We start from the raw sequence: 26,183 nt of genomic DNA on the forward strand, positions 1-26,183 counted from the left end.
GATCACGCTTCATGAAAACCTCCTCCCCCGGGGCCATCCGCGAATTGCTGGGCCTGCTGAAACCCTACCGCCCGGCGGTAATCGTCTCGGTGCTGCTGGGCATGCTCGGCGGCCTGGCCGTGACCGCCCTGCTGGCCACCGTCAACCAGGGCCTGCATGCGGCGGGCGGCATGAGCCAGGGCGTGATCCTGGCCTTCGCCGGCCTGTGCGTGCTGGCCCTGGTCAGCAGTGTGGCGGCCGACAGCGGCACCAACTACGTAGGGCAGAAAGTCATCGCCCGATTGCGCAAGGACCTCGGCGCCAAGGTGCTGTCGGCGCCGATCGAACAGATCGAGCGTTACCGCACCCACCGCCTGATCCCTGTGCTGACCCGCGACGTCGACACCATCAGCGACTTTGCCTTCGCCTTCGCCCCGCTGGCCATCTCGCTCACCACCGTGACCGGCTGCATGGCCTACCTGGCCTGGCTGTCGTGGCCGATTTTCCTCATCACCCTGGCAGCCATCGGCATCGGCAGCGGCGTGCAGTACATCGCCCGGCAAAAAGGCGTTGCCGGTTTCAACGCTGCCCGCGATGCCGAAGACAACCTGCAAAAGCACTACTCGGCCATCGCCGAGGGCGCCAAGGAGCTGCGCATCGACCGCCGCCGCCGCCACGCCATGCTGACCCGCAACATCCAGGGCACCGCCGACTTCATCGCCAACACCCATATCCGCGCCATCAACATCTTCGTCACGGCCAAGAGCCTGGGGTCGATGCTGTTCTTCGTGGTCATCGGCCTGACCCTGGCCCTGCAATCGCTATGGCCGAGCAACGACCCGGCGGTGATGAGCGGCTTCGTGCTGGTGCTGCTGTACATGAAAGGCCCGCTGGAAACACTGATCGGCAACCTGCCGATCCTCGGCCGCGCCCAGGTGGCGTTCCGCCGCATCGCCGACCTGTCCGAGCGCTTTTCCTCGCCCGAGCCGCACCTGCTGCTGGAGCCGCCGGTCAAGCGCGCCGCCCCGGCCAGCGCGCACCTGGAGCTGCATAACGTCGAGTATGCCTACCCGCCGGTGGACGGCAACGAGCCGTTCCGCGTCGGGCCGGTGAACCTGAGCATCGAGCCGGGCGAGATCCTGTTCATCGTCGGCGAGAACGGCTGCGGCAAGACCTCGCTGATCAAGCTGCTGCTGGGCCTGTACACCCCGCAACGCGGCGAAGTGCGCCTGAACGGCAAGGCCGTCGGCCCGGAGGGGCTGGATGACTATCGCCAGCTGTTCACCACGGTATTCGCCGACTATTACCTGTTCGACGACCTGCCCGAGCACGAGCACAGCCTGCCCAGCGATGCCACGCGCTACCTGGAACGGCTGGAGATTGCCCACAAAGTGAGCGTGCGCGATGGCGCCTTTACCACCACCGACCTGTCGACCGGGCAGCGCAAGCGCCTGGCGCTGGTCAATGCCTGGCTGGACGGGCGGCCGGTGCTGGTGTTCGACGAATGGGCGGCGGACCAGGACCCGACCTTCCGCCGGGTGTTCTACACCGAGCTGCTGCCGGACCTGAAGCGTTTGGGCAAGACCATCATCGTGATTTCGCATGATGACCGGTATTTCGATACGGCGGACAAGGTGGTGCACCTTAGCCGGGGGAAAGTGGTGGAGGCGTTGGAGCCGGCTTGAGACAGCAAAGGGGGGCTGCGCGCCCCCTCATCAACCACAATCTATAATCGCTCTATAGTCTGTCTATAATTCCCTATAAACACCGAACCAGAGTGGTTTCCTGAGAGGACGCCGGGGGTCGCTTTGCGCCCCTATCGCGACACAAGGCCGCTCCCACAGATGCTGCGCAATTCCAGGAAGTGGCGCGGTAGCTGTGGGAGCGGCCTTGTGTCGCGATGGGCTGCAAAGCAGCCCCAACAGGCAGAATCAGAACAACCAGCGATACAGCAGATACGCCACCACCGCCGCCAACACCGGCCGCAGCACGCGGTAGGCTTTGGGGTTGGCGCGCTTGAACTGCTTCACCTGGCCACTGATCCGGTTGCTGAAGCGCTTGCTCCAGGCATACGCCTGGTTGATCCCGCCAACACGCTCGTCATCGGTGTTCTGCGGCGCAGTAGCACGGCCGAGGAAGGCGCTGACCTGGCGGTTGATGCGGGTCATCAGCGGGCTGCTCAGCGGGCGTTCGATGTCGCAGAACAGGATCACCCGGGTGACGTCGGTCTCGTTCTTGACCCAATGCACGTAGGTTTCGTCGAACATCACATCCTCGCCATCACGCCAGGCATATTCCTCGCCATCGACGTAGATGCGGCAAGCATCGGAGTTGGGGGTGGACAGGCCAAGGTGGTAGCGCAGGGAACCGGCGAACGGGTCGCGGTGCGGGTTCAGGTGGCTGCCGCCGGGCAGCAGGGCGAACATCGCACCCTTGACGTTGGGGATGCTGCTGACCAGCTCGACGGTGCGCGGGCACAGGGTTTCGGCCGACGGCAACGGTTTGTCGTACCACTTCAGGTAAAAGCGCTTCCAGCCTTTCTTGAAGAACGAACCGAAGCCGGCGTCGTTATCCTTCTCGGCGGCGCGGATGTAGCCCTCGTCGAACAGGCGCATGGCCTCTTCGCGGATTTCCTGCCAGTTGTCCTTCAGCACGTCCAGCTCGGGGAAGCGCTGGCGGTCCAGGTAGGGCTTGGACGGTACGCCGGAGAACAGGTACATCAGGCTGTTATAAGGGGCGAACAGCGCCGAATGGTTGACGAACTGGCGCAACACCGGCAGGCGAGCCTTGCCGCGCAGGTGCACGAACAGCACGCTGCCGAAAAACACCAGCAAGACACCCGCCTTGGCTGCAAAGGAAAAGGTCATGCTTTCACTCCTTGAGGAAGCAACAGGGGTACGCACCCTGCTCTCCGATAAATCATCCTGCCATCATAAACTGATGCCGCCGAGGTAAAAACAACCTGGGCGGCAACTCAATCATGAAGATTTTGCAATGAACCAAGCCGCCGAACGTTGCGCCGGATCAGCGGCAAGGCCGATTACTGCTGGTTTTCCTGCTCGCTGAACATGTCGCTGAACAGCATGCTCGACAGGTAACGCTCGCCGGAGTCCGGCAAAATTACGACGATGGTCTTACCCTGCATTTCCGGCTTTTCGGCCAGGCGCACGGCTGCCGCCATCGCCGCACCACAGGAAATACCGCAGAGGATGCCCTCCTCCTGCATCAGGCGGATGGCCATGGCCTTGGACTCTTCATCGGTGACCGTCTCCACCTGGTCGACAATCGACAGGTCGAGGTTCTTCGGCACGAAGCCGGCGCCGATGCCCTGGATCTTGTGCGGGCTGGGCTTGAGTTCCTCGCCGGCCAGGGTCTGGCTGATCAGCGGCGATGCCGCTGGCTCCACTGCCACCGACAGGATCGCCTTGCCCTGCGTATGCTTGATGTAGCGCGACACACCGGTGATGGTGCCGCCGGTACCGACGCCCGCCACCAGCACGTCGACCGCGCCGTCGGTGTCGTTCCAGATTTCCGGGCCGGTGGTTTTCTCGTGGATCGCCGGGTTGGCCGGGTTTTCGAACTGGCCCGGCAGGAAGTACTGGGCCGGGTCGGAGGCGACGATTTCGTTGGCCTTCTCGATGGCGCCCTTCATGCCTTTGGCCGGGTCGGTCAGCACCAGGTCGGCGCCCAGCGCCTTCAGCACCTTGCGGCGCTCCAGGCTCATCGAGGCGGGCATGGTCAGCATCAGTTTGTAGCCACGGGCGGCGGCGACGAAGGCCAGGCCAATGCCGGTGTTGCCCGAGGTTGGTTCGACGATGGTCATGCCCGGCTTGAGCTTGCCGCTGCTTTCGGCGTCCCAGACCATGTTCGCGCCGATGCGGCATTTGACCGAATAACCCGGGTTACGCCCTTCGATCTTGGCCAGGATGGTCACGCCACGCGGGGCAATGCGGTTGATCTGCACCAGCGGCGTGTTACCGATGGACTGGGCGTTGTCTGCAAAGATACGGCTCATGGCAGGGGTCCTTGGCATGAATAAAAGCAGGGAAAGACCTCAAGGGTAAGCCCGGGCCGGTGGCCCGTAAAGCCTGTTCGAACTCAGCCAGACACGTTGCGGTCAACCGCACATCCTGCCTTGGAGACACTTCGATGAGAGCCCGTTATCGCTGGCCGTTGATCGGCCTGGCCAGCCTGATCGTGCTGTTGGTGGCGCTGCACCTGGCCCTGCCCTATCTGGTGCGCGACTACCTCAACGACAAACTGGCCGACATGGGCGACTACCGTGGCCAGGTGGCCGATGTGGACCTGGCCTGGTGGCGCGGCGCGTACCAGATCAACGGGCTGAAGATCGTCAAGACCACCGGCAAGGTGCCGGTGCCGTTTCTCGACGCTCCGCTGATCGACCTGTCGGTGAGCTGGCACGCCCTGTGGCACGACCGCGCAGTGGTTGCCGAAGTGGTGTTCGACCGGCCAGAACTCAACTTCGTCGATGGCGGCAACAAACAGAACTCGCAGACCGGTCAGGGCACCGACTGGCGCCAGCAACTGGAAAAACTGCTGCCGATCACCCTGAACGAGGTTCGCATCGACAAAGGCGTGCTGACGTTCCGCAACTTCAACTCCAGGCCACCGGTCAACCTCAAGGCCACCCAGCTCGATGCCAGTATTCGCAACCTCACCAACATTCGTGACGAAAAGGGCCGACGCGATGCCAGCTTTGATGGCACGGCGCTGATCGTCGGCGATGCCAAGGTGGAAAGTCGCGCCACGTTCGACCCCTTCAGTGATTTCGACGACTTCGAATTCCGCCTGCGCGCCACCGGTATCGAGCTGCGCAAGCTCAATGACTTCGCCAGCGCCTACGGCAAGTTCGACTTCAATGCCGGGCACGGCGATGTGGTGATAGAGGCCGAGGCGACCGACGGCCGATTGAACGGGTACATCAAGCCACTGTTGCGGGATGTGGATGTGTTCGACTGGCAGCAGGATGTACAGGAAAAGGACAAAGGCTTCTTCCGCTCAGTCTGGGAAGCGCTGGTGGGCGCGACCGAGACGGTATTGAAGAACCAGCCAAAGAACCAGTTCGCGACCCGTGTCGAGCTCAGCGGGAGCGTGCACAAGCAGGATATCAGCGCCTTCGAGGCGTTTTTGCAGATACTGCGCAACGGGTTCATTCAGGCGTTCAATGCGCGGTATGAGCGTGATGCGCCGGATTCCGACTAGGAGCGCGTGACGGGGCATTCAGGGACTGAATACCTGGTCTGCGTTTCCAGTCGGCGAACCCCGCGTTATAGTCGGTGACAAATCAAAATATGTACTGCTTGTGCTGGCCTCTTCGCGGGTAAACCCGCTCCCACAGGTACCCCACCTTTCTTGAGGTTTGTGGAATACCTGTGGGAGCGGGTTTACCCGCGAAAGGGCCGGTGCAGGCTTCCAGCAGAGGACAGACCCATGAAGTTCGAAGGCACCCGCGACTACGTCGCCACAGACGACCTGAAACTGGCGGTAAACGCGGCCATCACCCTCGAACGCCCCTTGCTGGTGAAGGGCGAACCCGGCACCGGCAAGACCATGCTCGCCGAGCAGCTCGCGGCCTCGTTCGGTGCGCGCCTGATCACCTGGCACATCAAGTCCACCACCAAGGCCCACCAGGGCCTCTACGAGTACGACGCGGTCAGCCGCCTGCGTGACTCGCAGCTGGGCGTGGACAAGGTCCACGACGTGCGCAACTACCTGAAAAAGGGCAAGCTGTGGGAAGCCTTCGAGGCCGAGGAACGGGTCATCCTGCTGATCGACGAAATCGACAAGGCCGACATCGAGTTCCCCAACGACCTGCTGCAAGAGCTCGACAAGATGGAGTTCTACGTCTACGAAATCGACGAGACCATCAAGGCCAGACAGCGCCCGATCATCATCATCACCTCCAACAACGAAAAGGAGCTGCCGGACGCCTTCCTGCGTCGCTGCTTCTTCCACTACATCGCCTTCCCTGACCGCACCACCCTGCAGCAGATCGTCGACGTGCATTACCCGAACATCAGCCAGTCGCTGGTCAGCGAGGCGCTGGACGTATTCTTCGACGTGCGCAAGGTACCGGGCCTGAAGAAAAAGCCCTCCACCTCCGAACTGGTCGACTGGCTCAAGCTGCTGATGGCCGACAACATCGGTGAAGCGGTGCTGCGCGAACGCGACCCGACCAAGGCCATTCCGCCGCTGGCCGGCGCGCTGGTGAAGAACGAGCAGGACGTGCAGCTGCTCGAACGCCTGGCCTTCATGAGCCGGCGCGGCAACCGCTGACAGGAGCCGGGCCATGCTGCTCAACCTGTTCAATGAAATGCGCGCGGCCAAGGTGCCGGTGTCGGTACGCGAACTGCTCGACCTGCACCAGGCCCTGCAAAAGCGCGTGGTGTTCGCCGACATGGACGAGTTCTACTACCTCGCCCGCGCCATCCTGGTGAAGGACGAGCGCCACTTCGACAAGTTCGACCGGGCCTTCGCCGCCTACTTCAAGGGCCTGGAGAACCTCGACCGGCACATCGAGGCGCTGATCCCCGAAGACTGGCTGCGCAAGGAATTCGAGCGTTCGCTGACCGACGAGGAGCGCGCGCAGATCCAGTCGCTGGGCGGCCTAGACAAGCTGATCGAGGAGTTCAAGAAGCGCCTCGAAGAGCAGAAGGAACGTCACGCCGGCGGCAACAAGTGGATCGGCACCGGCGGCACCAGCCCGTTCGGCTCGGGCGGTTTCAACCCCGAGGGCATCCGCGTGGGCGAGGCCGGCAAGCGCCAGGGCAAGGCGGTGAAAGTGTGGGACCAGCGCGAATACAAGAACCTGGACGACCAGGTGGAGCTGGGCACGCGCAACATCAAGCTGGCGTTGCGCCGGCTGCGCAAGTTCGCCCGTGAAGGCGCTGCCGAAGAGCTGGACATCGACGGCACCATCGACCACACCGCACGGGATGCCGGGCTGCTGAACATCCAGATGCGCCCCGAGCGGCGCAACACGGTGAAGCTGCTGTTGCTGTTCGACATCGGTGGCTCGATGGACGCCCACGTCAAGGTCTGCGAAGAGCTGTTCTCGGCGTGCAAGACCGAGTTCAAGCACCTGGAGTACTACTACTTCCACAACTTCGTGTACGAGTCGGTGTGGAAGAACAACCTGCGCCGCACCTCGGAGCGGTATTCCACCTTCGACTTGCTGCACAAGTACGGCGATGACTACAAGGTTGTGTTCGTCGGCGACGCGGCCATGGCGCCCTACGAGATTACCCAGCCGGGTGGCAGCGTGGAGCACTGGAACGAAGAAGCCGGGTATGTGTGGATGCAGCGCTTCATGGAGAAGTTCAGGAAGATCATCTGGATCAACCCGTATCCGAAGCAGGCCTGGGACTACACCGCATCGACCCATCTGGTGCGGGACTTGATCGAGGACAAGATGTACCCGCTGACCTTGCAGGGGTTGGAGGATGGGATGCGTTACCTGTCCAAGTGATGTTGCCGGTACCGGCCCTTTCGCGGGTGAACCCGCTCCCACAGGTATTGCGCAAGCCTTGAGGCCTGTGGGGTACCTGTGGGAGCGGGTTCACCCGCGAAGAGGCCGGCAGCCTTAACGCCAACGGTCCAGGTATACCTGCTGCTCCCGCCAGGCCTCGTCCTGCACCACCGCCCTGAACCGCACCACAGCCCCCGGCATGCACTGCGCCAGTTGCGCCAGCGCCAACGGCGTCAACGCCCCCAGCCGCGGATAGCCGCCAATGGTCTGCCGGTCATTGAGCAACACGATCGGCTGCCCATCCGGCGGCACCTGCACCGCCCCCAACGGAATCCCTTCGGAAATCATCGGCGCGCCCTGGTAGACCAACTGCGGCCCCAGCAGGCGGATGCCCATGCGGTCGGCCCGACTGTCCAACGTCCACTCACGATTGAACGCCTCGAACAGGCTGGTACCGCTGAAGTCACCGATCTGTGCGCCCATCACCAGGTCAAGCACAGGCTTTTGTGCGTACTGTGGCCGCAGCGCTTCCGGTACCTCACGCAGGGTCGCTGAAGTGCCTGAAAATGCCAGCGCCTGGCCTTTGCCGAGCGCAGAGCCCTGGCCATCGATACCGCCCAGCTCTTCCCGCACAACCGTGGCACAACTGCCCAGCACATCCTCGCCCAGGAACCCGCCAGGTGCTGCCAGATACGCCCGCACGCCCTGCTTCGGCTGTTTCAGGCTCAACCGCTGCCCCTTGGCCAAGGCAAAGCTGCGCCAGGGCGCCAGCGGCTGGTCATCGACCCGCGCATCCAGGTCGGCACCGGCCAGGGCCAGCACACAATCCTGTTCAGCGACCACACAGAAACCGCCCAGCGCCACCTCCACCACCGGCGCCGCCAACGGGTTGCCCAGCAGCCAGTTGGCCCAGTGCATCGCCACCCAGTCCAGCGCCCCGCCCTGGGTCACGCCCAGGTGGCGTACGCCAAAACGCCCGGCATCCTGCAACTGGCACAGCGGCGTGCTGGCCTCGATCTTCAACTGCTTCATCCTTGCGCCTCCACATCACCGCCCAACGCCAGGAACTCGCTGCGCGAAACCGGCACGAAGCGCACCCGGTCACCGGGTTGCAGCAGGCTGTAGCCCTCGCGTTCACGGTCGAACAGGCGCACCGGGGTACGCCCGATCAGGTTCCAGCCACCCGGCGATACCGCCGGATAAGCCGCCGTCTGGCGCTCGGCAATGCCGACGCTGCCGGCCGCCACGCGCTTGCGCGGGGTGCTCAGGCGCGGGCTGGCCAGGCGCTCGTCCACCAGGCCCATGAAGCCGAAACCGGGGGCGAAACCCAGGGCGAACACCGGGTACTCGCGCGCGCTGTGCAAGCGGATCACCTCTGCTTCACTCAAGCCACTACGGGCCGCCAACACCGGCAGTTCCGGGCCGACGCTGGCGTCGTACCACACCGGGATCTCATGGCGGCGGCCAGCGCTGCCCGTGTCGGGCTGCAAGCCTTCCAGCGCACGGATAATCAGCGCCCTCGCCTCACCCGGTGGCAGGTCGAACTGCACCATCAGCGTGGTGTAGGAAGGCACCAGGTCCAGCAAGTGCTCGCCGAACGCCGCGTGCAGGCGCTGGCTGGCGGCGAGCATCCACGGCATGTTGCCCTCGTCGATGCCATCGAACAGGCGCACCATCAGGCTGTCGATGGCCACGACTTCAATGCGCGGTTTCATCGCGACTCCAGGGCATCGAGGGCCTGGCGAATCTGCCGCACCGCCGCCACCGAACTGTCGTTGTCGCCGTGCACGCACAGCGTGCTGGCCACAAGCCTCAAGGCACTGCCATCATCCGCCACCAGCGTATCGCCACGGGCCAGGCGCACGGCCTGCTCGACCACCAGTGCCGGATCGTGGTGAACCGCGCCCGGCAGGCGCCGCGACACCAGATGGCCGCTGGCGGTGTAGGCGCGGTCGGCGAATGCTTCGAACCACAGCGGCACGCCAATTTCATCGCCCAGGGCCTGGGCGGCGCGGTTGTCGGCAGTGGCCATCAGCATCAGCGGCAGGTCGCCGCCGTAGGCCGCCACAGCCTCCAGTACGGTACGCAACTTGAGCGGGTCGGCCATCATGTCGTTGTACAGCGCACCATGGGGTTTCACATAGGCCACGCGGCCGCCCAGCACTTTGCAGATGCCGTCCAGCGCACCGATCTGGTAGTGCAGCAGGTCGCGGATTTCCTCCGGGCTGCAGGCCATGGAACGGCGGCCAAAGCCGACCAGGTCCGGGTAGGCCGGGTGCGCGCCGATGGTCACCCCGTGCTCCAGCGCCAGCGCCACGGTGCGGCGCATGATGCCGGGGTCCCCGGCGTGATAGCCGCAGGCGATGTTGGCGCAATCGATGTAGGGCATGACCTCGGCATCCAGGCCCATGCGCCAGCTGCCAAAACTCTCGCCCATGTCGCAATTGAGTAGCAGGCGTTCCACCGCACGGCCTCCATTGTCGTTGTTCATATGCCTACCTTACCGCGCCTGCAGCTGTTTGCCGCGGGTTTCCGGCAGGCTCAGCGCCGCCACGATCACTACGCCGTAGGACACGGCGGAGAACACGCCAATCCCCAAGCCCAGCGGCACTTTCTGGCCGAGCACGCCGATCAGCAGCGGGAACAGCGCCGCGATGACCTTGCCGATGTTGTAGCAGAAGCCCTGCCCCGAACCGCGGATACGCGTGGGGAACAGTTCGGTGAGGAACGCGCCCATGCCGCTGAAGATGCCCGAGGCGAAGAAGCCCAGCGGGAAGCCCAGCCACAGCATCACGCCGTCGCTGACTGGCATTTGCGTGTACAACAGCACGATGACGAACGAGCCCACGGCGAACAGGATGAAGTTCTTCTTGCGCCCCAGCAGGTCGGACAGGTACGCACTGACCACATAGCCGACGTAGGAGCCGACGATCACCATGGCCAGGTAGCCACCGGTGCCCAGCACGCTCAGGCCGCGCTCGTTCTTGAGGAAGGTCGGCAGCCACGAGGTGATGGCGTAGTAGCCACCCAGTGCGCCGGTGGTCAGCAGGGACGCACGCACAGTGGTCCAGAGCATGCCCGGGGCGAAGATTTCGTAGAACTGCGCAGGTGCCTCGGCGTTTTCCACCGCCTTGGCTTCGCGGTATACCTCGGGGTCCTTGACCAGGCGGCGGACGAAGATCACGAAGATCGCCGGTACCAGGCCCAGCAGGAACAGCGCGCGCCAGGCCTGCTCTGCCGGCAGCCAGGAGAACAGCAGCGCGTAGAGGATGGCGGTGAGGCCCCAGCCAAGGGCCCAGCCGGACTGCACCATGCCCACCGCCTTGCCACGGTCCTGGGCGCGGATCACCTCGCCGATCAGCACCGCGCCGGCAGTCCACTCACCGCCAAAGCCAAAGCCCATCAGGGTACGGGCGATCAGCAGCTGTTCGTAGTTCTGGGCGAAGCCGCAGAGGAAGGTGAAGAAGGCAAACCACAGCACCGTCAGTTGCAGTGTGCGCACGCGGCCAATACGGTCGGAGAGAATGCCGGCCACCCAGCCACCCACGGCCGAGGCGATCAACGTGCTGGTATGGATCAGCCCGGCTTCGGTGGTGGTGATGCCCCACAGCATGATCAGCGTGGGGATGACGAAGCTGAGCATCTGCGTGTCCATGCCGTCCAGGCCATAGCCGATCTTGCAGCTCCAGAATGTCCGGCGTTGCTGTGAGTCGATGTCGCGGTACCAGGCGAAAGGCCCGGACGAAGAGGGGGAACTGACCTGCTGCTGCACGCCGGTAGGGTTCATGCTTGCCTCGGCTTGTTGGTATTGTTTTATAGGCGACAAAGGGTCGCGGCCTGAGCGCCATTGTTCAGAGGCCGCGCCACCTGCGTCCAACGAGAAAAACCGCCGGTCTGGAACAAGAAAAACTGATCATGAACCTTCGCTTCCTCGAAACCTTCGTCTGGGTCGCCCGGCTCAAGAGCTTCCGCCTGACCGCGGAGAAGCTGTTCACCACCCAGGCCTCAGTGTCCAGCCGCATTGCCGCGCTGGAAGCCGACCTGGGCGTGAAGCTGCTGCTGCGCGACTCACGCGGCGTCAGCCTGACCCCGGAAGGCGGCAAGGTGCTGGAATATGCCGAGCGCATGCTGGAAACCGCCAAGGCCATGAAACAGTCGCTGGACAGCGACCGGGCCAAGGTCGGGCGCATCCGAATCGGGGTGATGGACACGGTGATCCACACCTGGATGAGCGCGCTGGTGGCGGAGCTGACCGAGCGTTACCCGCAGGTGGAGATCGAACTGGTGGCCGACACGGCGCTGAACCTTCGCGAGCAATTGCAGAAGGGCTTTCTCGACGTGATCCTGCAGACCGACCTGCTGCGCGAGCAGTCGATCCGCAGCCTCGACCTGGCGCGCTACCCGATGGGTTGGGTGGTGGCCGCCGGCTCGCACCAGCACCGCGACTACGCTTCACTGGCCGAGCTTGGGCGGGAACGCATCATCACCTTCTCGAAGAACTCGCGGCCGCACCAGGAAGTGCTGAGCCTGCTGCAGGGCGCGGGGGCCGAAGCGCCGCGGCTGAACTGCGTGAACTCGGTGGCGGCGATTACCCGGCTGTTGCGCGACGGGTTTGGCATTGGCGCACTACCCCCGGCGCTGGTGGATGCCGAGTTGAGCCGGGGTGAGCTGGTGTTGCTGCAAGGGTTGCAACCGCCGCCAAGCCTGGAGCTGGTGGTGGCCTGGCAGACCGGGGTGGCGTTGGTGGATGAAGTGGTCGGGGTGTGCCGGCAGGTGCTGGAGGGGTATGCGCGGGATGTGGGTGGGCAGCGGATTGTGTTGGTCTGACAGATTTGCAGTGCCTGTGCTGGCCTCTTCGCGGGTAAACCCGCTCCCACAGGATCACCACAGATCTTGAAGGCTGCGCTGTACCTGTGGGAGCGGGTTTACCCGCGAAGAGGCCAGCACAGGCACAGAATGCCTTAGCGCCAGCTCTCTTTCACCGCCCCACGCCGCCCGCCCAGGATCACCCAGCCAATCCCCAGCAACAGGCTCTCGACCACAAAGGCCAGCACAAACCCTGCACCAAGCCCCCAGCCAACCGCCTCGGGCACCAGCAGGATCTGGTAGCTGTAGCCATTGAGGGTTTCTTCGCGCAACTGCGGGTCGGCCTGCACCAGCACATGCCAGGTACGCTGCGCCCAAGGCCCTTGCAGCGCCTGCCATTCGTTTTCCAGCAGTTCGTTGCGGATCATCAGGCTTTCGATGCTGTTGGCATCACTGTTGAAGACCGGGTCGTCGCTACTGCGGTAATGCCGCAGCAGCGCCTGCAGGTCGCCATTGAAGAAGCGTTCGGCGGTCTGCCGGAAGCCGTCGAGCGCCTCGCGCGATTCGAACAGGTGCGCCTCGACCCGCTGGCTGTAGTCCTTGACCAGCCCCGGGACCTGGATACCGGCCAGCAAGCCGAAGGTGAACAGCAGCAACCGCAGGTAACTTCTGAACATGCCGCGTCCTTAGCTCTGGCCGTGTGCCACGCACTCGCCGTGCCGCCACAGGGCCCACTGACCCGGCTCGTAGCGCTGCCAGGTCTCGTTCTCGGTCAAGGCCTCGGTGGCGATTACCGTGACCACGTCGTTGGGGGTGGTTTCGGTGTGAAAATCGACGATCAGGTCGACATCCTTCAACCGCGCCGCACCAAAAGGTGCACGGCGGGTGATGTGCACCAGCTTGGTCGAACAGAAGCAGAACAGCCAGTCGCCGTCGCTGAGCATGCAGTTGAACACGCCCTGGCCACGGTAACCGGCACAGGCTTCGACCAGCACCGGCAACAGCTGCTTCACCGGCACGGGCTCGGGGAAGGCGCTGCGGATGCGGTTGAGCAGGTCGCAGAAGGCCGCCTCGCTGTCGGTGTCGCCCACCGGCCGATAGAAACTGGCCTGGCCCTTGAAGTCGCCCAACTGGCCGTTGTGCGCAAAGCACCAGTTGCGGCCCCACATTTCCCGCACGAAGGGGTGGGTGTTGGACAGGCACACCTTGCCGACGTTGGCCTGGCGGATATGGCCAATGACCACTTCACTCTTGATCGGGTAGCGCTGTACCAGGTTGGCCACCTCCGACTCGCTGCTGGCGGCCGGGTCCTGGAACAGGCGCAGGCCTCGGCCTTCGTAGAAGCCGATACCCCAGCCGTCACGGTGCGGGCCGGTACGGCCACCGCGCTGCATCAGGCCGGTGAAGCTGAAGACGATGTCGGTGGGGACGTTGGCACTCATGCCCAGCAGTTCGCACATAGGCGTGTCTCCGCTTACAGACGGGGCTCGACCCGGCCACCGCCACGAGTGGCGGCTGGGGCGGCAGGGGGTGGCGCGTCACGGTAACGGTCGCGGCGCTCGGCGGCCAGCGGGGCATGGGCACCGAGCTGTTCATCTTCGGCCGCCTGGCGCTGGGCAGCGGCCTCGGCCTGTGCACGGCGCTCGCGGGCGCGTTTTTCCAGCGGAAAGCGCAGCAGTACGAAGAGGAAATACAGGGAAAAGGCGCCCATGCCGTACATGGCGAAGTCGGACACCGCGCGCCAGGCGTTGTTGCCGACCTTGAAGGCGACATCCAGGGCGGTGATGGCGATGGCCGGGGCGAAACTGTCCTTGACCGGGTCGACGATGGTCGGGGTCAGCAGCAGCACCGCCAGCACCACCCGCAGCGGTTCGCGCAGCCAGCGCCACATCCAGCCGGTAAGCTTGAAGCCCACCAGCAGGCAGCCCAGGGCGGCAACCGCGTAAAGGCCCCAGGCGAGGGTGTAGTCGTTCTCGGTCATGGTGTTCGTGCAAGCCAGGCAAAGAGATGCCTATGATAAACACTTTTCCGGGCGCAGACAGTGTTTGCCTGTACCGGCCTCTTCGCGGGCTTGCCCGCTCCCACAGGGACCGCACAGCTTTCAAGATCTGTGGTGAACCTGTGGGAGCGGGCAAGCCCGCGAAGAGGCCGGTACAGGCACCCCCAATCAAGAGATCTTCAATGCCAACCAAGCCCCAACCCCCGATTGCCCACCAGGCCCAGACCGCCGACCCGTACGCCTGGCTGCAACAGCGCGACACCCCCGAGGTGCTTGCCTACCTGCAGGCCGAGAACGCCTATCAGGAAGCCTGCCTGGCCGACCAGGCGCCGCTGCGCGAGCAACTGTTCGAAGAGATCAAGGGCCGCATCCTGGAAACCGACCTGTCGCTGCCGGCGCCCTGGGGCCCCTACCTGTACTACACCCGTACCACCGCAGGCGACGAATACCCGCGCCACTACCGCTGCCCGCGCCCTGCCGATGACTCCAACACGGTCGATGAAAGCCAGGAGCAACTGCTGCTTGACCCCAACGCCCTGGCCAACGGCGGCTTCCTGTCCCTCGGCACGTTCAACGTCAGCCCCGACCACCGCCTGCTGGCCTACAGCCTCGACACCAGCGGCGACGAAATCTTCACCCTGTACGTCAAGGACCTGGCCAGTGGCAGCGTCACCACCCTGCCCTTCGACGACTGCGACGGCAGCCTGACCTGGGCCAACGACAGCCAGACGCTGTTCTTCGCCGAACTGGACGACACCCACCGCCCGTGGCGCCTGCGTCGCCACACCCTGGGCAACGAAGGCGCGCAGACCGTGTTCGAGGAGCCCGACGGGCGCTTCTTCCTGCATTGCTACCGCACCAGCTCCGAGCGCCAGCTGGTGCTGCTGCTGAACAGCAAGACCACCAGCGAAGCCTGGGTGCTGGACGCGCAAACCCCACAGGCGTCGTTCACCTGCCTGGCGCCCCGTGTCGAAGGTCACGAGTACTTCCCCGACCACGGCCAGCTCGACGGCCAGTGGCGCTGGTTCATCCGCACCAACCAGGACGGCATCAACTTCGCCCTGTACCACGCTCCGGTCGCACCGGTGCCCAGCCGTGAGCAATGGCAGGTGCTGGTAGCACACCGCGACACGATCATGCTCGAAGGCCTCAGCCTGAATGCCGGGGCGCTGACCCTGAGCCTGCGCGAAGGTGGCCTGCCGATCATCGAGGTACGCCCGCAGGGCCTGGCGGCTTACCGCGTCGAGCTGCCCGACGCGGCCTACAGCCTGTACGTGCAGGACAGCCTGGAGTTCGCCAGCCCACGCCTGCGCCTGCGCTACGAAGCACTCAACCGCCCCGCCCAGGTGCGTCAGCTGGAGCTGGCCAGCGGTGCCCAGGCGGTGCTCAAGCAAACTCCGGTGCTGGGGCCGTTCGATGCCGACGACTATGTCAGCGAGCGCCTGTGGGCCACCGCAGCGGACGGCACCCGGGTGCCGATCAGCCTGGTGCGCCGCCGCCAGGACCTGGGCCGGACCGTACCGCTGTACCTGTATGGCTACGGCGCCTATGGTGAAAGCCTCGACCCGTGGTTCTCGCATGCGCGCCTGAGCCTGCTGGAGCGCGGCGTGGCCTTTGCCATCGCCCATGTGCGTGGCGGCGGCGAACTGGGCGAAGCCTGGTACCGCGCCGGCAAGCAGGAGCACAAGCACAACACTTTCAGCGACTTCATCGCCTGTGCCGAGCACCTGATCGCCGAAGGCGTGACCGCTGCCGACCGCCTGGCCATCAGTGGCGGCAGTGCCGGTGGCCTGCTGATGGGCGCGGTACTCAACCTGCGCCCCGAGCTGTTCCGCTGTGCGATTGCCGAAGTGCCGTTCGTCGACGTGCTCAACACCATGCTCGACCCCGAGCTGCCGCTGACCGTGACCGAGTACGACGAATGGGGCAACCCTGAAGAGCCGCTGGTGTATGAGCGGATCAAGGCCTACGCGCCGTACGAGAACGTGAAGGCACAGGCCTACCCGGCGATGCTGGTGGTGGCGGGCTACAACGACAGCCGCGTGCAGTACTGGGAGGCGGCCAAGTGGGTGGCGCGGCTGCGCACGCGCAAGACCGACAGCAACCTGCTGCTGCTCAAGACCGAGATGGGGGCCGGGCATGGCGGGATGAGCGGGCGGTATCAAGGGCTGAAGGATGTAGCCCTTGAGTATGCGTTCGTATTCGGCGAGCTAGGTATCGTTTGATATGGCTGGGGGCGCCTTGCGCCCCTTTCGCGACACAAGGCCGCTCCCACAGGTACCGCGCATGCCCTGAATCCTGCGCGATCCCTGTGGGAGCGGCCTTGTGTCGCGATAGGCTGCAAGGCAGCCCCAAAATCCCACAGCCAACACAGCCCTCTCAGTCAATCATCCTGCACCGGCTGCTTCGGCGGATCCTGGCGCAACCCCGGCAATGGCTGGTCCTTCGGCGGCCCGGGCACCGGCATCGGTGGTAGCAACGGCGCCCCCGGCTGGTTGTCGTAGGCCTTGGGCGGTGTACTCGGGGTAATCTGCGGATAGGGCGTAGGCGTAGGCGTACCCGGTGCACCGGGCACCGGCGTGGTCAGCCGGGGTGGCGTGCTGGCAGCTTCGGCCATGGGCAGGCCGGCCAACAACAGCACAGCGAGGATCGCGCGAAACATCAGCAACCTCCTGTCGGGAACCTTCCTACAGGCTACGCCTAAATCGAAGCTTTCGCCTGTCCGCCTGCCCCGCAAGCGCGCTAGACTCAATGGCATAACCGTCATTTGCCTGATCAGAACAAAGGAAACACCATGAGCTCCACCTCTTCCGCCGCCGCCACCGCGCGCCTGGACCGCATCCTGGCCGATGCCAAGCGCGACAAGGAAATGGGCTACCGCGACAAGGCCCTGAAAATGTACCCGCACGTCTGCGGCCGCTGCGCCCGCGAGTTCTCCGGCAAGCGCCTGAGCGAGCTGACCGTGCACCACCGCGACCACAACCACGACAACAACCCGCAGGACGGCTCCAACTGGGAGTTGCTGTGCCTGTACTGCCACGACAACGAGCACTCGCGCTACACCGACCAGCAGTACTTCAGCGAAGGCTCCACCAGCACCCCGAGCATCGCCAAGGCCACCCACAACCCGTTCGCCGGGCTGGCGGGCATGCTGAAGAAAGACTGACCATCGATTCGCCCCCCGCTGCTACCGGGCAGCCCGTATAATCGCGCTTTTTTCGCGAAGGGCCCCGGTACGTGGCAAACAAACGATACAGCTGCATCGGTCTGTTCAACCCCAAGTCGGCAGAAAACGTCGGCTCGGTGATGCGCGCCGCGGGTTGCTACGGCGTCAACTCGGTGTTCTACACCGGCAAACGCTACGAGCGCGCCCGTGACTTCGTCACCGACACCAAGCGCGTGCACTACGACATCCCGCTGATCGGCATCGACGACCTGCAGCGCATCATCCCGCTGGGCTGCACGCCGGTGGCTGTAGAACTGGTTGAAGGTGCGCGGCCATTGCCGGAGTACACCCACCCGGACCGGGCCATCTACATCTTCGGGCCGGAAGACGGCAGCCTCAGTGCAGATGTACGGGCGTGGTGCGAAGAGACCATCTACATTCCGACCGAAGGCTGCATGAACCTGGCGGCGACGGTGAATGTGGTGCTGTATGACCGCATGGCCAAGGGGCTGAATACCCGTTCGGGGCCCAGGTTCAAATAGCCGACTGAACGATGACGGTGGCCGACAGGTCACCTGCATACACTTCAGACGGAGACCTTGCCATGCTTGATATCCATTCGGCAGCGACATCGCAGGACAACAACGTTCATGGCCTGGAGCGCGCCAGTTCGCTGGCTGGTGGCGCGTTGATGGTAAGCAAGGGGTTGCGCCACGGCGGCCTGGTCGGGTTGTTGCAGATCGCAGTTGGCGGCCTGGCACTGGCTCGGGGCTTCAGCGGGCATTGTGCGACCAAGGCCTGGTGGCAGCGGCATCGCCAGGAATATCAGCGGTTGCGTACGGATATCGAGCGCAGCGCGGCGGAGCTGGAGGCATTGAAGGCCAGTGCCGACGCAGCGACGCGGGGGGTGACGGTGACCGGGAAGGATCCCTTGGCCAATTGATTTTGCACTGCCTGTGCCGGCCCTTTCGCGGGTAAACCCGCTCCCACAGGATCACCAAGGCTTCGGCCTCTTCGCCGTACCTGTGGGAGCGGGCGCGCCCGCGAAAGGGCCGGCACAGCCAATAGAGAGGCCTAGCGCAACGCCTTGCTCTGCAACACCTCGGAGCGCCGCCCCAGCACGTTCTCGCTGATCTGCACGAAGTCTTCGGTGCTCACGCTTGGCAGGCGCATCAGCCCGCGTGCCACATCGTCCAGCGAGCGTTTGGCCTGGGTGTGGATGCGGATTTCCTTGTCCAGCGCCTGTAGCAAGATCACCCCGCGCGCCACCTGCGCCGGGGTTGCATGCTCGCCCTTGAGCCGGGTGACCTTGGCGCCCTGCTTGCTCAGGCGCGCCTGCCAGGCCTGGTAACGGTCATCACTCACCCCGCCCGAGCGACGCAGCAACTCGCTGGCGTAGTAGTCGGTCAGGCTTTCCACCAGCCAGTCACTGCCATCACGCCCACGGATCTGCGCAAACAGTTGCACCACTTCGCGCAGCAACGGGCTGCTGCCGTTCTCGCTGATCATCGGCCGGGCACTGTGCAGGTACAACGAGCCCTGCGCGGCCATGGCCCCGCGCCACATGCCGTCACGGGCACCGACCAACAGCAGCTTCGGCGGGTTGCGCGGGAACACCGCCTGCAATTGCGGCCAGACAAAAGTCAGCAAGGTCAGGTTGTCCATGCGCCGCATACCCTGCCCCACCGGTGCGGCCACGGTGACCTCGGTTTCGCCCAGGCGGGCGCGGCGGCTGCCCAGGTCGCCGGCAAGCATCCAGCCAGTGGGCCGGTCGAACAGCCGCGAAACGTTGTCGATGCGGAACTTGTCCTTGCCGATGCGCGGCCAGGAGGTCTCGATACTCTTCCAGCCCTCGGGCAGGTCGAACGCCAGACGCGCGACCAGCTCGGTGCCATCCTGCTGGTCGAGCCGTGCAGGCGGTACCAGCTGGTCGCCGAGGAACAGCGCCCAATGCGGGGTAATGCGCGACGAATAGGCGCCGCTGCCGCGCTTCTGGTCCAGTTGCACGCGGTAGCTGAGGCTGGTCTTGCCGACCGCCGGTTGCCAAACGCCGCGCTGGCCCTGCTGTTGCCATTGGCCATCAGCCTGGAAGCCGCTGTAGGCTCCGGCCTTGCCCAGGTCGAAGTCCAGGCTGCGCACGGCACTGCCTTCGGCCAAGGTGAGGCGGACTTCCGCCTGGCCACTGGCCGGTAACAGGCGCACCTGATAGTCGAGGTCGACCTTTTTCGCCCAGGCCGGCGAACTGGCCATCAGGCCCAACAGCAACAACAGCTGGCAACGCATACAGAAACTCCTTGTTTCCCCGTGGCTGCGGGCCGCGCCGGTCAGCTGGCGCGGAAGATCAGGTGGTCTTCCCAGTCGTCTTCGTGCACATCATGCTCACTGAGCATGCGCCCCGACTGGGAAATGCGCTGTTCATGGACCTGCTGGCGATCGCCGCAGACCAGGTGATGCCAGGCCGGCAGGTCCTTGCCCTCGCTGACCAGGCGGTAGCCACAGGTGCTCGGTAGCCACTTGAACTGGTCGGCCTTGCCCGGGGTGAGCTGGATGCAGTCAGGTACCTGGGCGAAGCGGTTGGGGTAATCGCTGCACTGGCAGGTATCCAGATCCAGCAGTTTGCAGGCGATGCGCGTGTAATAGACGCTGTTGTCGTCCTCGTCCTCGAGCTTTTGCAGGCAGCACAGGCCGCAGCCGTCACACAGCGACTCCCACTCTTGCGGGCTGAGTTGCTCGAGGGTCTTGCGCCGCCAGAACGGCGCGTTTTCAGCGATCATGACACGGGTTTCCTGCATTCATCTTGGGGCCACGGCGCGCGGCGGCGCCAGTCTAGAGCCTGGCCTGCGGCAAAGCCAGACCGCTTGTCAGTCACGACGCGACGCAGTAGCGTGCGCGTTTCCCGTCCTTTTGCAGGAGCCGCCATGAGCGCCAACCCCCGCATTGCCGATTACGCCATCAACGAGCAGTTCATCAACCGCTGGTCGCCACGCGCCTTCACCGCCGAGCCGATCAGCGAAGAAACCCTGCTGAGCTTCCTTGAAGCCGCACGCTGGGCACCGTCGGCGAACAACTCGCAACCTTGGCGCTTCCTCTATGCCCGCCGTGACACGCCGAACTGGGAGCGTTACCTGAACCTGCTGGTGCCGGCCAACCGCAGCTGGGCGCAACAGGCTTCGGCACTGGTGCTGGTGATTTCCAAGACCACCTACGCCGCCCCGGGCGCCACGGAAGAAAAACCGGCGCTGTGGCACACCTTCGATACCGGCTCCGCCTGGGGGCACCTGGCCCTGCAAGCCAGCCTCAGCGGCTGGCACACCCATGGCATGGCCGGTTTCGACCAGGCACTGGCGCGTCAGGAGTTGAAGGTTCCTGAAGGCTACGTGCTGCATGCCATGGTGGCGATCGGCAAGCTGGGTGACAAGGCCAGCCTGAACGAAGCCCTGCAGGCGCGTGAAGTGCCAAGCCCGCGCAAGCCACTGAGCGAGCTGGCGGCTGAGGGTGATTTCAGCCTGTAAGCCTTGCATTGGCTGTACCGGCCTTTTCGCAGCACAAGGCTGCTCCTACAGCACAGTGAAAAACCTGTAGGAGCAGCCTTGTGCTGCGAAGAGGCCGGCACAGGCATTACACAATCAGTAGCCCCGGGCGAAGTCCACTTCCCCACGCAATGCCTGCCCCGCCGCAAACGCCCGCACATTCTCGACAAACAACCGCACCATCGCCGCCGGCGAGGTGGGCGCCGAGCTGTGCCCGGTCAGCAGCAGGCCCCACGCCGTCCAGAACGGATGCTGCCTGGGCAGTGGCTCCTGCCGGCAGACATCGATCACCGCCCCCGCCAGGTGCCCTTCCTTCAGCGCCTCGACCAGGTCGGCGTCGACCACCGCCACCCCACGCCCGGCATTGATGAACAGCGCCGTGGGCTTGAAGCATTTGAACAGCGCCGCGTCATACAGGTCGTGGGTGGCCGGGGTATCGGGCAGCAGGTTGAGCACGTAGTCGGCCTGGCCAACCATACGCGGCAGGTCGGCCAGCGCCGCTACCTCGACGAACGGCGCCTGCTCGCGGGCGCTGCTGGCAACGCCATACAGCACCACGCCAAACGCCTGCAGGAACTCGGCCACCCGCTGACCAATGTCGCCAGTGCCGACGATCAGTACCTTGCGCCCTTCCAGGGTACGCCCCGGGCGATCATCCCACCGCCGCTCCACCTGGCTGACCAGGCGCGACAGCACCTCGCGCTCATGGCCGAGCATGTAGGTGAGCATGTACTCGGCCATCACCTGGCCAAAGATGCCCACGGCGCGGGTCAGGCGATAGTCTCGCGGCAGGCCCTCGGCCAGCAGCGGGGTGATACCGGCCCAGGTGGACTGCATCCAGCCCGGCTTGTGGCCTTGGCGCAGCAGGCTTGCCAGCAGGTCTGGCTGGCCCAGCCACACCGGGCACTGCGGCGCCTGGAGGGCCAGTTCGGCGGAGTCACCGCTGGTGAGGATTTCCAGTTCAGGCGCGGCTGCGCGCAAAATCTCGGCGTATCGAGCATGATCATGCTCAGCAATCAGTACTCGCATGATCAGGCCGGGTCGTTACGTCGCAGCAACTCTTCGGGCAGGTGCTCGATGTAGTCGTCTTCCGGCGGCGGCATCTGCAGGTGGTAACCCTGGTTGTCGAGGTTTTCCAGCACCTTGGCGATGTCCTCGCGGGCCAGCTTGCGCTCGGGGGTCAGCACCAGGTCAAAGGCATGCATGGGCGTGCCGAAAAACGGCAGCAGCCCTTCGGGCACGCGCTCCAGGCCGTCGGCCTTGAGCACGTAAAGGTACATTTCGTTCTTGCGGGGGCTCTTGTAGATAGAGCAAATGCGTTTCATCGGGTCTCTCCGGCGCCTGCCAGGCTGTCCAGCAGGGCCTGGCCCATACGCTCACGGCGCCAGCCGCGCAGCGAATCGGGCAATTGATAGGGGCCATTGGGGTAGCCGCTCTTGAGCAGCGCTTCCAGGGCTTTCTTGCGCAGCATCAGCTCGGGGGCAATGCCCAGCCGCTCGCCTTCGGCCTGGCCGATGGCACGCAGCTGCTTGAGGATACCGGCGGCCTCGATCGGCAAAGGCTCGGGCAAGGCCTGGGGCCATTGCTCGGCTGGCAGGCTGGCGGCACGCTTGATCAGCTGGATGAGGAACTCACCGTCCTGACGAATGGTGCGCGGATGCATCTCGTCGATCTTGGCCAGCGCCGACAGGTTGTTCGGCTGGCTCTTGGCCATGGGCCACAGCGAGTGTTCCTTGAGGATGCGGTTGCGCGGCACGTCGCGGTTGCGCGCTTCACGCTCGCGCCAGGCGCACAGCTCACGCAGCACTGCCAGTTGCTGGGGGGCCAGCTTCCAGGCCAGCTTGACGTCGCGGTACAGGCTCTCGGGCTCGACTTCGCGGCGCAATGCGGCCACCAGCTCGGCGCCGTCCTCCAGCACCCAGGCGTACTTGTCGTCACTCAGGCGCGGGCGCAACACAGTGAACAGCTCGGCCAGGTGCACGGCATCTTCGGCAGCATAGCTGACCTGGGTATCGGACAGTGGGCGCTGCAACCAGTCGGAGCGGGTTTCGCCCTTGGGCAGCTCGATGCCCAGCACTTCCTGCACCAGGCGCGAATAGCCCATGGAGAAGCCCAGGTTCAGGTAACCGGCGGCCAGCTGGGTGTCGAACAGCGGCTGTGGCAGCTTGCCGGTCAGGCGCAGCAGCACTTCGAGGTCTTCGCTGCAGGCGTGCAGCACTTTGACCACCCCGCTGTCATCCAGCAGTTCGGCCAAGGGTTGCCAGTTGCCGATCAGCAGCGGGTCGATCAGGAAGGCACGCTTGCCGTCGCCGATCTGGATCAGCCCGGCTTTGGGGTAGAAGGTGTCGACCCGCATGAATTCGGTGTCGACGGCGACAAAGGGCAGCTGGTGCCAGTCGCGGCAGTGTTCGGCCAGGCTCTGGTCGTCACGGATCCAGTGTATTTCGATGGCCACGAGGCTCTCCCACTAACATTGGCGCGCAGTATATACGGCGCGGGCACTGCTGGTGAAACCCGGGCCATCCTTGATATCGATCAGTGGTGCTGTTGTGCATGTTCAGTGCGCAATATCCGCAAGCTTCGCGATCCCTGTAGGAGCGGGCATGCCCGCTCCCACAAAGACCGCGCAAGCCCAAGTATGGAACGCGCTTCGACTCAGCGCTTGGCTGCCAGCCACGGCCGGCAGCTGGCGAACATGTCCAGCGACTGCTGGTAGACCTCGGTGTGCACCTGCAACAGGCCGAGCATCGAGTGGAACAGGTTGTCCTGCGACAGCGGCGCATCGCTGAGCTTGGCCAGGCAGTCGGTGTCGACGCCGAAGTCCTCCTTGTAGCTGTCGGAGAACCAGGTCAGCAGCGGCACGTGCTTCTGCTGCTCGGGGGCGATGGCGTAAGGCGTGCCGTGCAGGAACAGGTTGTACTCACCCAGCGATTCGCCATGGTCGGACAGGTAGATCATCGCCGTGTCGACCTTGTCCTGCTTGCTGCGCAGGGTGTCGATCAGCGAGGCCAGCACCTTGTCGGTATAGGCCAGGGTGTTGTCGTAGCCGTTGATGATTTCCTGCTCGCTGCACTGGTCCAGCGCGTTGCTCTGGCACACCGGGGCAAAGCGCTGGTCGGCGCCGGGGTAGCGCTTGAAGTATTCAGGCCCGTGGCTGCCCATCTGGTGCAGCACCAGCACGGTGTCCTTGTCGAGGTTGTCGATCAGCTCACCCAGGCCCTGCAGCAGGATCTGGTCATGGCATTCACCATCAGCACACAGCTGCGGGTCCTTGAGGTTGCTGACATCAATGAACTGCACACGGTCGCAGGTGCCCTTGCAGCCCGACTGGTTGTCACGCCACTGCACCGCCAGGCCGGAACGCTGGAGGATGTCCAGCAACCCTTCGCGGTTCTTCGCCACGCGGGCATCGTAGTCCTTGCGCTTCATGCCAGAGAACATGCACGGCACCGAGACGGCGGTTTCCGTGCCGCAGGAGTGCACATCGGAGAACGCCAGCAGGCCCTGCTCTTTGGCAAGGTTCGGCGTGGTATCGCGGTTGTAGCCGAGCACGCCGAAGTGGTCTGCCCGCGCACTTTCGCCCACTACCAGCACGGTCAGCGACTTGCGTTCATGTTTTTGCCAGGCGGCATCGCGCTTGGCATCTTCGCCATAATGCTGGAAGGGCCGCGATGCAGTACCGAGGCGCTCGCTGACATAACCGATGGAGGCACCCACGATATTGCTGGGGGTGAGCATCAGGCGCAGTTCGTGATGATTGCGAAACAGCGACGACAGGCCCTGGTAGTTGATCAGTGCCACCGAGCCTAGGGCCACCACGCAGACACCGCCAACCACCAGTTTGCCGAGCAGTTCACGGTGCCAGGCGCGGTAGGCGATCGGCGCCTTCCACAACAGCACCGAAGGCACTACACCGAGGCCCAGGATATACAAGGCAAACTTCAGCGAGAGCAAGTCACGCACTTCCGCCACGTTGGTTTCCGCCATATTGCGGAACATACCCGCGTCGATAAGTACACCGTATTGGTTCATGAAGTAAGCCACACCCGCACCACTCATGAACAACACGACAAGTATTGGTTTCAATACATAACGGAAGGCGAACAAGGTAAGGATCAGGTTGAATGCGAACAACATCAGCACGGCAAACGCCAGGCTCAGCCAAAGCCCCGGCAAACCGGACGGAACGATCTGTTCAAGGTGTTGCCAGAGGAAGACATTGAAGCCGATCAGCAGGTAAAGGCTGGCCAGCAGCGTGACCCATTCAGTCCGCAGGGATTTGAAGTTGAGCATTAGTGTTCGCAATCAAGAGTGATTATCAGCCCAAGGGCCTGCGCGGCACCGGGGAAATTTGGCTGAACTCTAGAAAGCGCACCATCAATTTTTTGTGAAAAAGACGCCAACAAATTCGTGAGCAGGCGCCTTTTCTACATTAAAAGAAGTTCATTCAGCACTGTTCAGCCTGGCAGGCGCGCCTTGGCGTATGGCTCGCGGTCGATGTCCAGCACTTCCACGCACAGCTGAATGTCCAGCCCGGGTTGCTCGGGAATGGCTTCACGCAGTACCTCCAACAGGCTGGCGGACAGTTGCGTCTTCACCTCGGGCGAGCGCCCGCTGAGGATGGCCAGGCGCACATGGGCAAAGGCGCGCTCGCCTGGCGCGGTGCCCACCCGATAGTGCTTGAAGGCTTCGGCGCGGCTTTTGATATCAGCCTCGTCGGCGAACTGGCCACTGCCGACCAGGGCGTGGTTCAGACGCAGCAGCAGGACGTCGACTTTGAGCTCGCGCAGGTTGTCGCTGTATTCCAGGTTCAGGTGGGGCATGGTGCAGGTTCCGGGTCACGGGAGAGATGCGACAGCCTAACCCAGACCCCTACCTGCGCAAAGGCGACTATCCTCAAAGGTCAGAACCATTCGCCAACCCCCGACAGAGGTGAAGAAATGCCAGTTCCGCATGATCTGCTCGCTGACCTGCACGTTACCGCTGATGCATTCCAGGCGCTCATCGACAAGGACCAGACGCTGCACTCACTGCACAAGGAATACAACGCCAAAGACAAGGAGGTAGTCGCCGCCGAAGGCAACGGTACCAACGACGAGGCCGTCAACCGCCTGCGCAAGGAGCGGTTGCTGATCAAGGACAAGATCGAACGGATCATTCATCCGCCCAAATCCTGACAGGAATTCATTGAATCCACCGACCTCTTCGCGGGTG

28 protein-coding genes are annotated in these 26,183 nt (G+C 64.1%); 11 read left to right on the plus strand and 17 right to left on the minus strand.

The genetic code is table 11. From position 1 onward, the window contains the following. Positions 1-11: 11 nt before the first annotated feature. Entirely contained in the window at positions 12-1,664 is a 1,653-nt protein-coding gene (locus A4C63_RS12840; protein WP_063912960.1) for a cyclic peptide export ABC transporter, read from the plus strand. A gap of 246 nt (positions 1,665-1,910) precedes the next feature. On the opposite strand, the gene A4C63_RS12845 is transcribed toward A4C63_RS12840, so the two are convergent. Then, complete coding sequence (locus A4C63_RS12845; protein ID WP_063912961.1) at positions 1,911-2,846, minus strand: aspartyl/asparaginyl beta-hydroxylase domain-containing protein; 936 nt, start codon at positions 2,844-2,846, stop codon at positions 1,911-1,913. A 173-nt stretch (positions 2,847-3,019) separates the two neighbouring features. After that, entirely contained in the window at positions 3,020-3,994 is a 975-nt protein-coding gene (gene cysK / locus A4C63_RS12850) for a cysteine synthase A (protein WP_063912962.1), read from the minus strand. A gap of 134 nt (positions 3,995-4,128) precedes the next feature. Between cysK and A4C63_RS12855 the strand changes: the two genes are divergently transcribed. From A4C63_RS12855 to A4C63_RS12865, 3 genes are all read left to right on the plus strand, one after another. After that, a complete protein-coding gene (locus tag A4C63_RS12855; protein ID WP_063912963.1) occupies positions 4,129-5,202 on the plus strand; it encodes a DUF748 domain-containing protein in 1,074 nt (357 codons plus the stop codon). A gap of 228 nt (positions 5,203-5,430) precedes the next feature. After that, positions 5,431-6,276 carry a MoxR family ATPase gene (locus A4C63_RS12860; RefSeq protein WP_013973748.1) on the plus strand — a complete coding sequence of 282 codons (846 nt, stop codon included), beginning with the start codon at positions 5,431-5,433 and terminating at the stop codon, positions 6,274-6,276. Positions 6,277-6,289: 13 nt separating this feature from the next. After that, positions 6,290-7,468: a VWA domain-containing protein gene (locus A4C63_RS12865; RefSeq protein ID WP_063912964.1), complete on the plus strand. Its 1,179-nt coding sequence runs from the start codon at positions 6,290-6,292 to the stop codon at positions 7,466-7,468. Positions 7,469-7,582: 114 nt separating this feature from the next. On the opposite strand, the gene A4C63_RS12870 is transcribed toward A4C63_RS12865, so the two are convergent. Genes A4C63_RS12870 through A4C63_RS12885 form a run of 4 tightly spaced genes read right to left on the minus strand, consistent with a single transcriptional unit; the run spans position 7,583 to position 11,255 of the window. Continuing rightward, positions 7,583-8,500: a biotin-dependent carboxyltransferase family protein gene (locus A4C63_RS12870; protein ID WP_063912965.1), complete on the minus strand. Its 918-nt coding sequence runs from the start codon at positions 8,498-8,500 to the stop codon at positions 7,583-7,585. After that, on the minus strand, positions 8,497-9,183 hold the full coding sequence (pxpB, locus tag A4C63_RS12875) for a 5-oxoprolinase subunit PxpB (RefSeq protein WP_063912966.1): 687 nt from the start codon (positions 9,181-9,183) through the stop codon (positions 8,497-8,499). Before pxpB ends, A4C63_RS12870 begins: the two co-directional genes overlap by 4 nt. After that, positions 9,180-9,959: a 5-oxoprolinase subunit PxpA gene (locus tag A4C63_RS12880; protein WP_063912967.1), complete on the minus strand. Its 780-nt coding sequence runs from the start codon at positions 9,957-9,959 to the stop codon at positions 9,180-9,182. The genes pxpB and A4C63_RS12880 overlap by 4 nt, the downstream gene beginning before the upstream one ends. A gap of 9 nt (positions 9,960-9,968) precedes the next feature. Beyond that, a complete protein-coding gene (locus A4C63_RS12885) occupies positions 9,969-11,255 on the minus strand; it encodes an MFS transporter (protein WP_063912968.1) in 1,287 nt (428 codons plus the stop codon). Between the two features lie 128 nt (positions 11,256-11,383). Here A4C63_RS12885 and A4C63_RS12890 point away from each other — a divergent pair, with 128 nt between their 5' ends. Beyond that, on the plus strand, positions 11,384-12,295 hold the full coding sequence (locus A4C63_RS12890; protein WP_063912969.1) for a LysR family transcriptional regulator: 912 nt from the start codon (positions 11,384-11,386) through the stop codon (positions 12,293-12,295). A 134-nt stretch (positions 12,296-12,429) separates the two neighbouring features. Here the strand turns inward: A4C63_RS12890 and A4C63_RS12895 are convergent, their stop codons facing one another. Genes A4C63_RS12895 through A4C63_RS12905 form a run of 3 tightly spaced genes read right to left on the minus strand, consistent with a single transcriptional unit; the run spans position 12,430 to position 14,255 of the window. Next, complete coding sequence (locus A4C63_RS12895; protein ID WP_063912970.1) at positions 12,430-12,951, minus strand: DUF2937 family protein; 522 nt, start codon at positions 12,949-12,951, stop codon at positions 12,430-12,432. A gap of 9 nt (positions 12,952-12,960) precedes the next feature. Next, a complete protein-coding gene (locus tag A4C63_RS12900; RefSeq protein ID WP_063912971.1) occupies positions 12,961-13,734 on the minus strand; it encodes a class II glutamine amidotransferase in 774 nt (257 codons plus the stop codon). Positions 13,735-13,748: 14 nt separating this feature from the next. Continuing rightward, positions 13,749-14,255 (minus strand): hypothetical protein, encoded by a 507-nt coding sequence (locus A4C63_RS12905; protein ID WP_063912972.1) that lies wholly within the window; start codon positions 14,253-14,255, stop codon positions 13,749-13,751. A gap of 200 nt (positions 14,256-14,455) precedes the next feature. Here A4C63_RS12905 and A4C63_RS12910 point away from each other — a divergent pair, with 200 nt between their 5' ends. Further along, complete coding sequence (locus A4C63_RS12910) at positions 14,456-16,498, plus strand: S9 family peptidase (RefSeq protein WP_063912973.1); 2,043 nt, start codon at positions 14,456-14,458, stop codon at positions 16,496-16,498. A gap of 158 nt (positions 16,499-16,656) precedes the next feature. On the opposite strand, the gene A4C63_RS12915 is transcribed toward A4C63_RS12910, so the two are convergent. Further along, a complete protein-coding gene (locus A4C63_RS12915; protein ID WP_063912974.1) occupies positions 16,657-16,935 on the minus strand; it encodes a hypothetical protein in 279 nt (92 codons plus the stop codon). A gap of 132 nt (positions 16,936-17,067) precedes the next feature. Between A4C63_RS12915 and A4C63_RS12920 the strand changes: the two genes are divergently transcribed. From A4C63_RS12920 to A4C63_RS12930, 3 genes are all read left to right on the plus strand, one after another. Beyond that, positions 17,068-17,439, plus strand: coding sequence for a YajD family HNH nuclease (locus A4C63_RS12920; protein ID WP_003259546.1), 372 nt, complete (start codon positions 17,068-17,070; stop codon positions 17,437-17,439). Between the two features lie 71 nt (positions 17,440-17,510). After that, positions 17,511-17,981 (plus strand): RNA methyltransferase, encoded by a 471-nt coding sequence (locus A4C63_RS12925; RefSeq protein WP_015271348.1) that lies wholly within the window; start codon positions 17,511-17,513, stop codon positions 17,979-17,981. Positions 17,982-18,043: 62 nt separating this feature from the next. Continuing rightward, positions 18,044-18,382 carry a DUF2892 domain-containing protein gene (locus A4C63_RS12930; protein WP_063912975.1) on the plus strand — a complete coding sequence of 113 codons (339 nt, stop codon included), beginning with the start codon at positions 18,044-18,046 and terminating at the stop codon, positions 18,380-18,382. Between the two features lie 131 nt (positions 18,383-18,513). Here A4C63_RS12930 and A4C63_RS12935 read toward each other — a convergent pair whose 3' ends face one another. Together A4C63_RS12935 and A4C63_RS12940 are read right to left on the minus strand one after the other, a co-directional pair. Next, positions 18,514-19,722 (minus strand): hypothetical protein, encoded by a 1,209-nt coding sequence (locus tag A4C63_RS12935; RefSeq protein ID WP_063912976.1) that lies wholly within the window; start codon positions 19,720-19,722, stop codon positions 18,514-18,516. A gap of 41 nt (positions 19,723-19,763) precedes the next feature. Next, entirely contained in the window at positions 19,764-20,213 is a 450-nt protein-coding gene (locus A4C63_RS12940) for a YcgN family cysteine cluster protein (RefSeq protein WP_063912977.1), read from the minus strand. A 144-nt stretch (positions 20,214-20,357) separates the two neighbouring features. On the opposite strand from A4C63_RS12940, the gene A4C63_RS12945 reads away from it, so the two are divergent. Beyond that, positions 20,358-20,951 (plus strand): nitroreductase family protein, encoded by a 594-nt coding sequence (locus A4C63_RS12945; RefSeq protein ID WP_063912978.1) that lies wholly within the window; start codon positions 20,358-20,360, stop codon positions 20,949-20,951. Positions 20,952-21,065: 114 nt separating this feature from the next. On the opposite strand, the gene A4C63_RS12950 is transcribed toward A4C63_RS12945, so the two are convergent. From A4C63_RS12950 to A4C63_RS12970, 5 genes are all read right to left on the minus strand, one after another. Further along, on the minus strand, positions 21,066-21,998 hold the full coding sequence (locus A4C63_RS12950; RefSeq protein WP_063912979.1) for a D-2-hydroxyacid dehydrogenase: 933 nt from the start codon (positions 21,996-21,998) through the stop codon (positions 21,066-21,068). Between the two features lie 2 nt (positions 21,999-22,000). Next, positions 22,001-22,294, minus strand: a complete 294-nt coding sequence (locus A4C63_RS12955; protein WP_063912980.1) for a YcgL domain-containing protein — start codon at positions 22,292-22,294, stop codon at positions 22,001-22,003. After that, on the minus strand, positions 22,291-23,424 hold the full coding sequence (gene rnd, locus A4C63_RS12960; RefSeq protein ID WP_063912981.1) for a ribonuclease D: 1,134 nt from the start codon (positions 23,422-23,424) through the stop codon (positions 22,291-22,293). Before rnd ends, A4C63_RS12955 begins: the two co-directional genes overlap by 4 nt. Before the next feature lie 200 nt (positions 23,425-23,624). Beyond that, positions 23,625-25,262, minus strand: coding sequence for a phosphoethanolamine transferase (locus tag A4C63_RS12965; protein ID WP_063912982.1), 1,638 nt, complete (start codon positions 25,260-25,262; stop codon positions 23,625-23,627). Between the two features lie 164 nt (positions 25,263-25,426). Then, positions 25,427-25,792 carry a 5-carboxymethyl-2-hydroxymuconate Delta-isomerase gene (locus A4C63_RS12970; protein WP_063912983.1) on the minus strand — a complete coding sequence of 122 codons (366 nt, stop codon included), beginning with the start codon at positions 25,790-25,792 and terminating at the stop codon, positions 25,427-25,429. Between the two features lie 117 nt (positions 25,793-25,909). Here A4C63_RS12970 and A4C63_RS12975 point away from each other — a divergent pair, with 117 nt between their 5' ends. Beyond that, on the plus strand, positions 25,910-26,146 hold the full coding sequence (locus A4C63_RS12975; protein WP_063912984.1) for a YdcH family protein: 237 nt from the start codon (positions 25,910-25,912) through the stop codon (positions 26,144-26,146). Positions 26,147-26,183 lie beyond the last annotated feature (37 nt).

Source organism: Pseudomonas sp. p21 (assembly GCF_001642705.1).
GTDB lineage: Bacteria > Pseudomonadota > Gammaproteobacteria > Pseudomonadales > Pseudomonadaceae > Aquipseudomonas.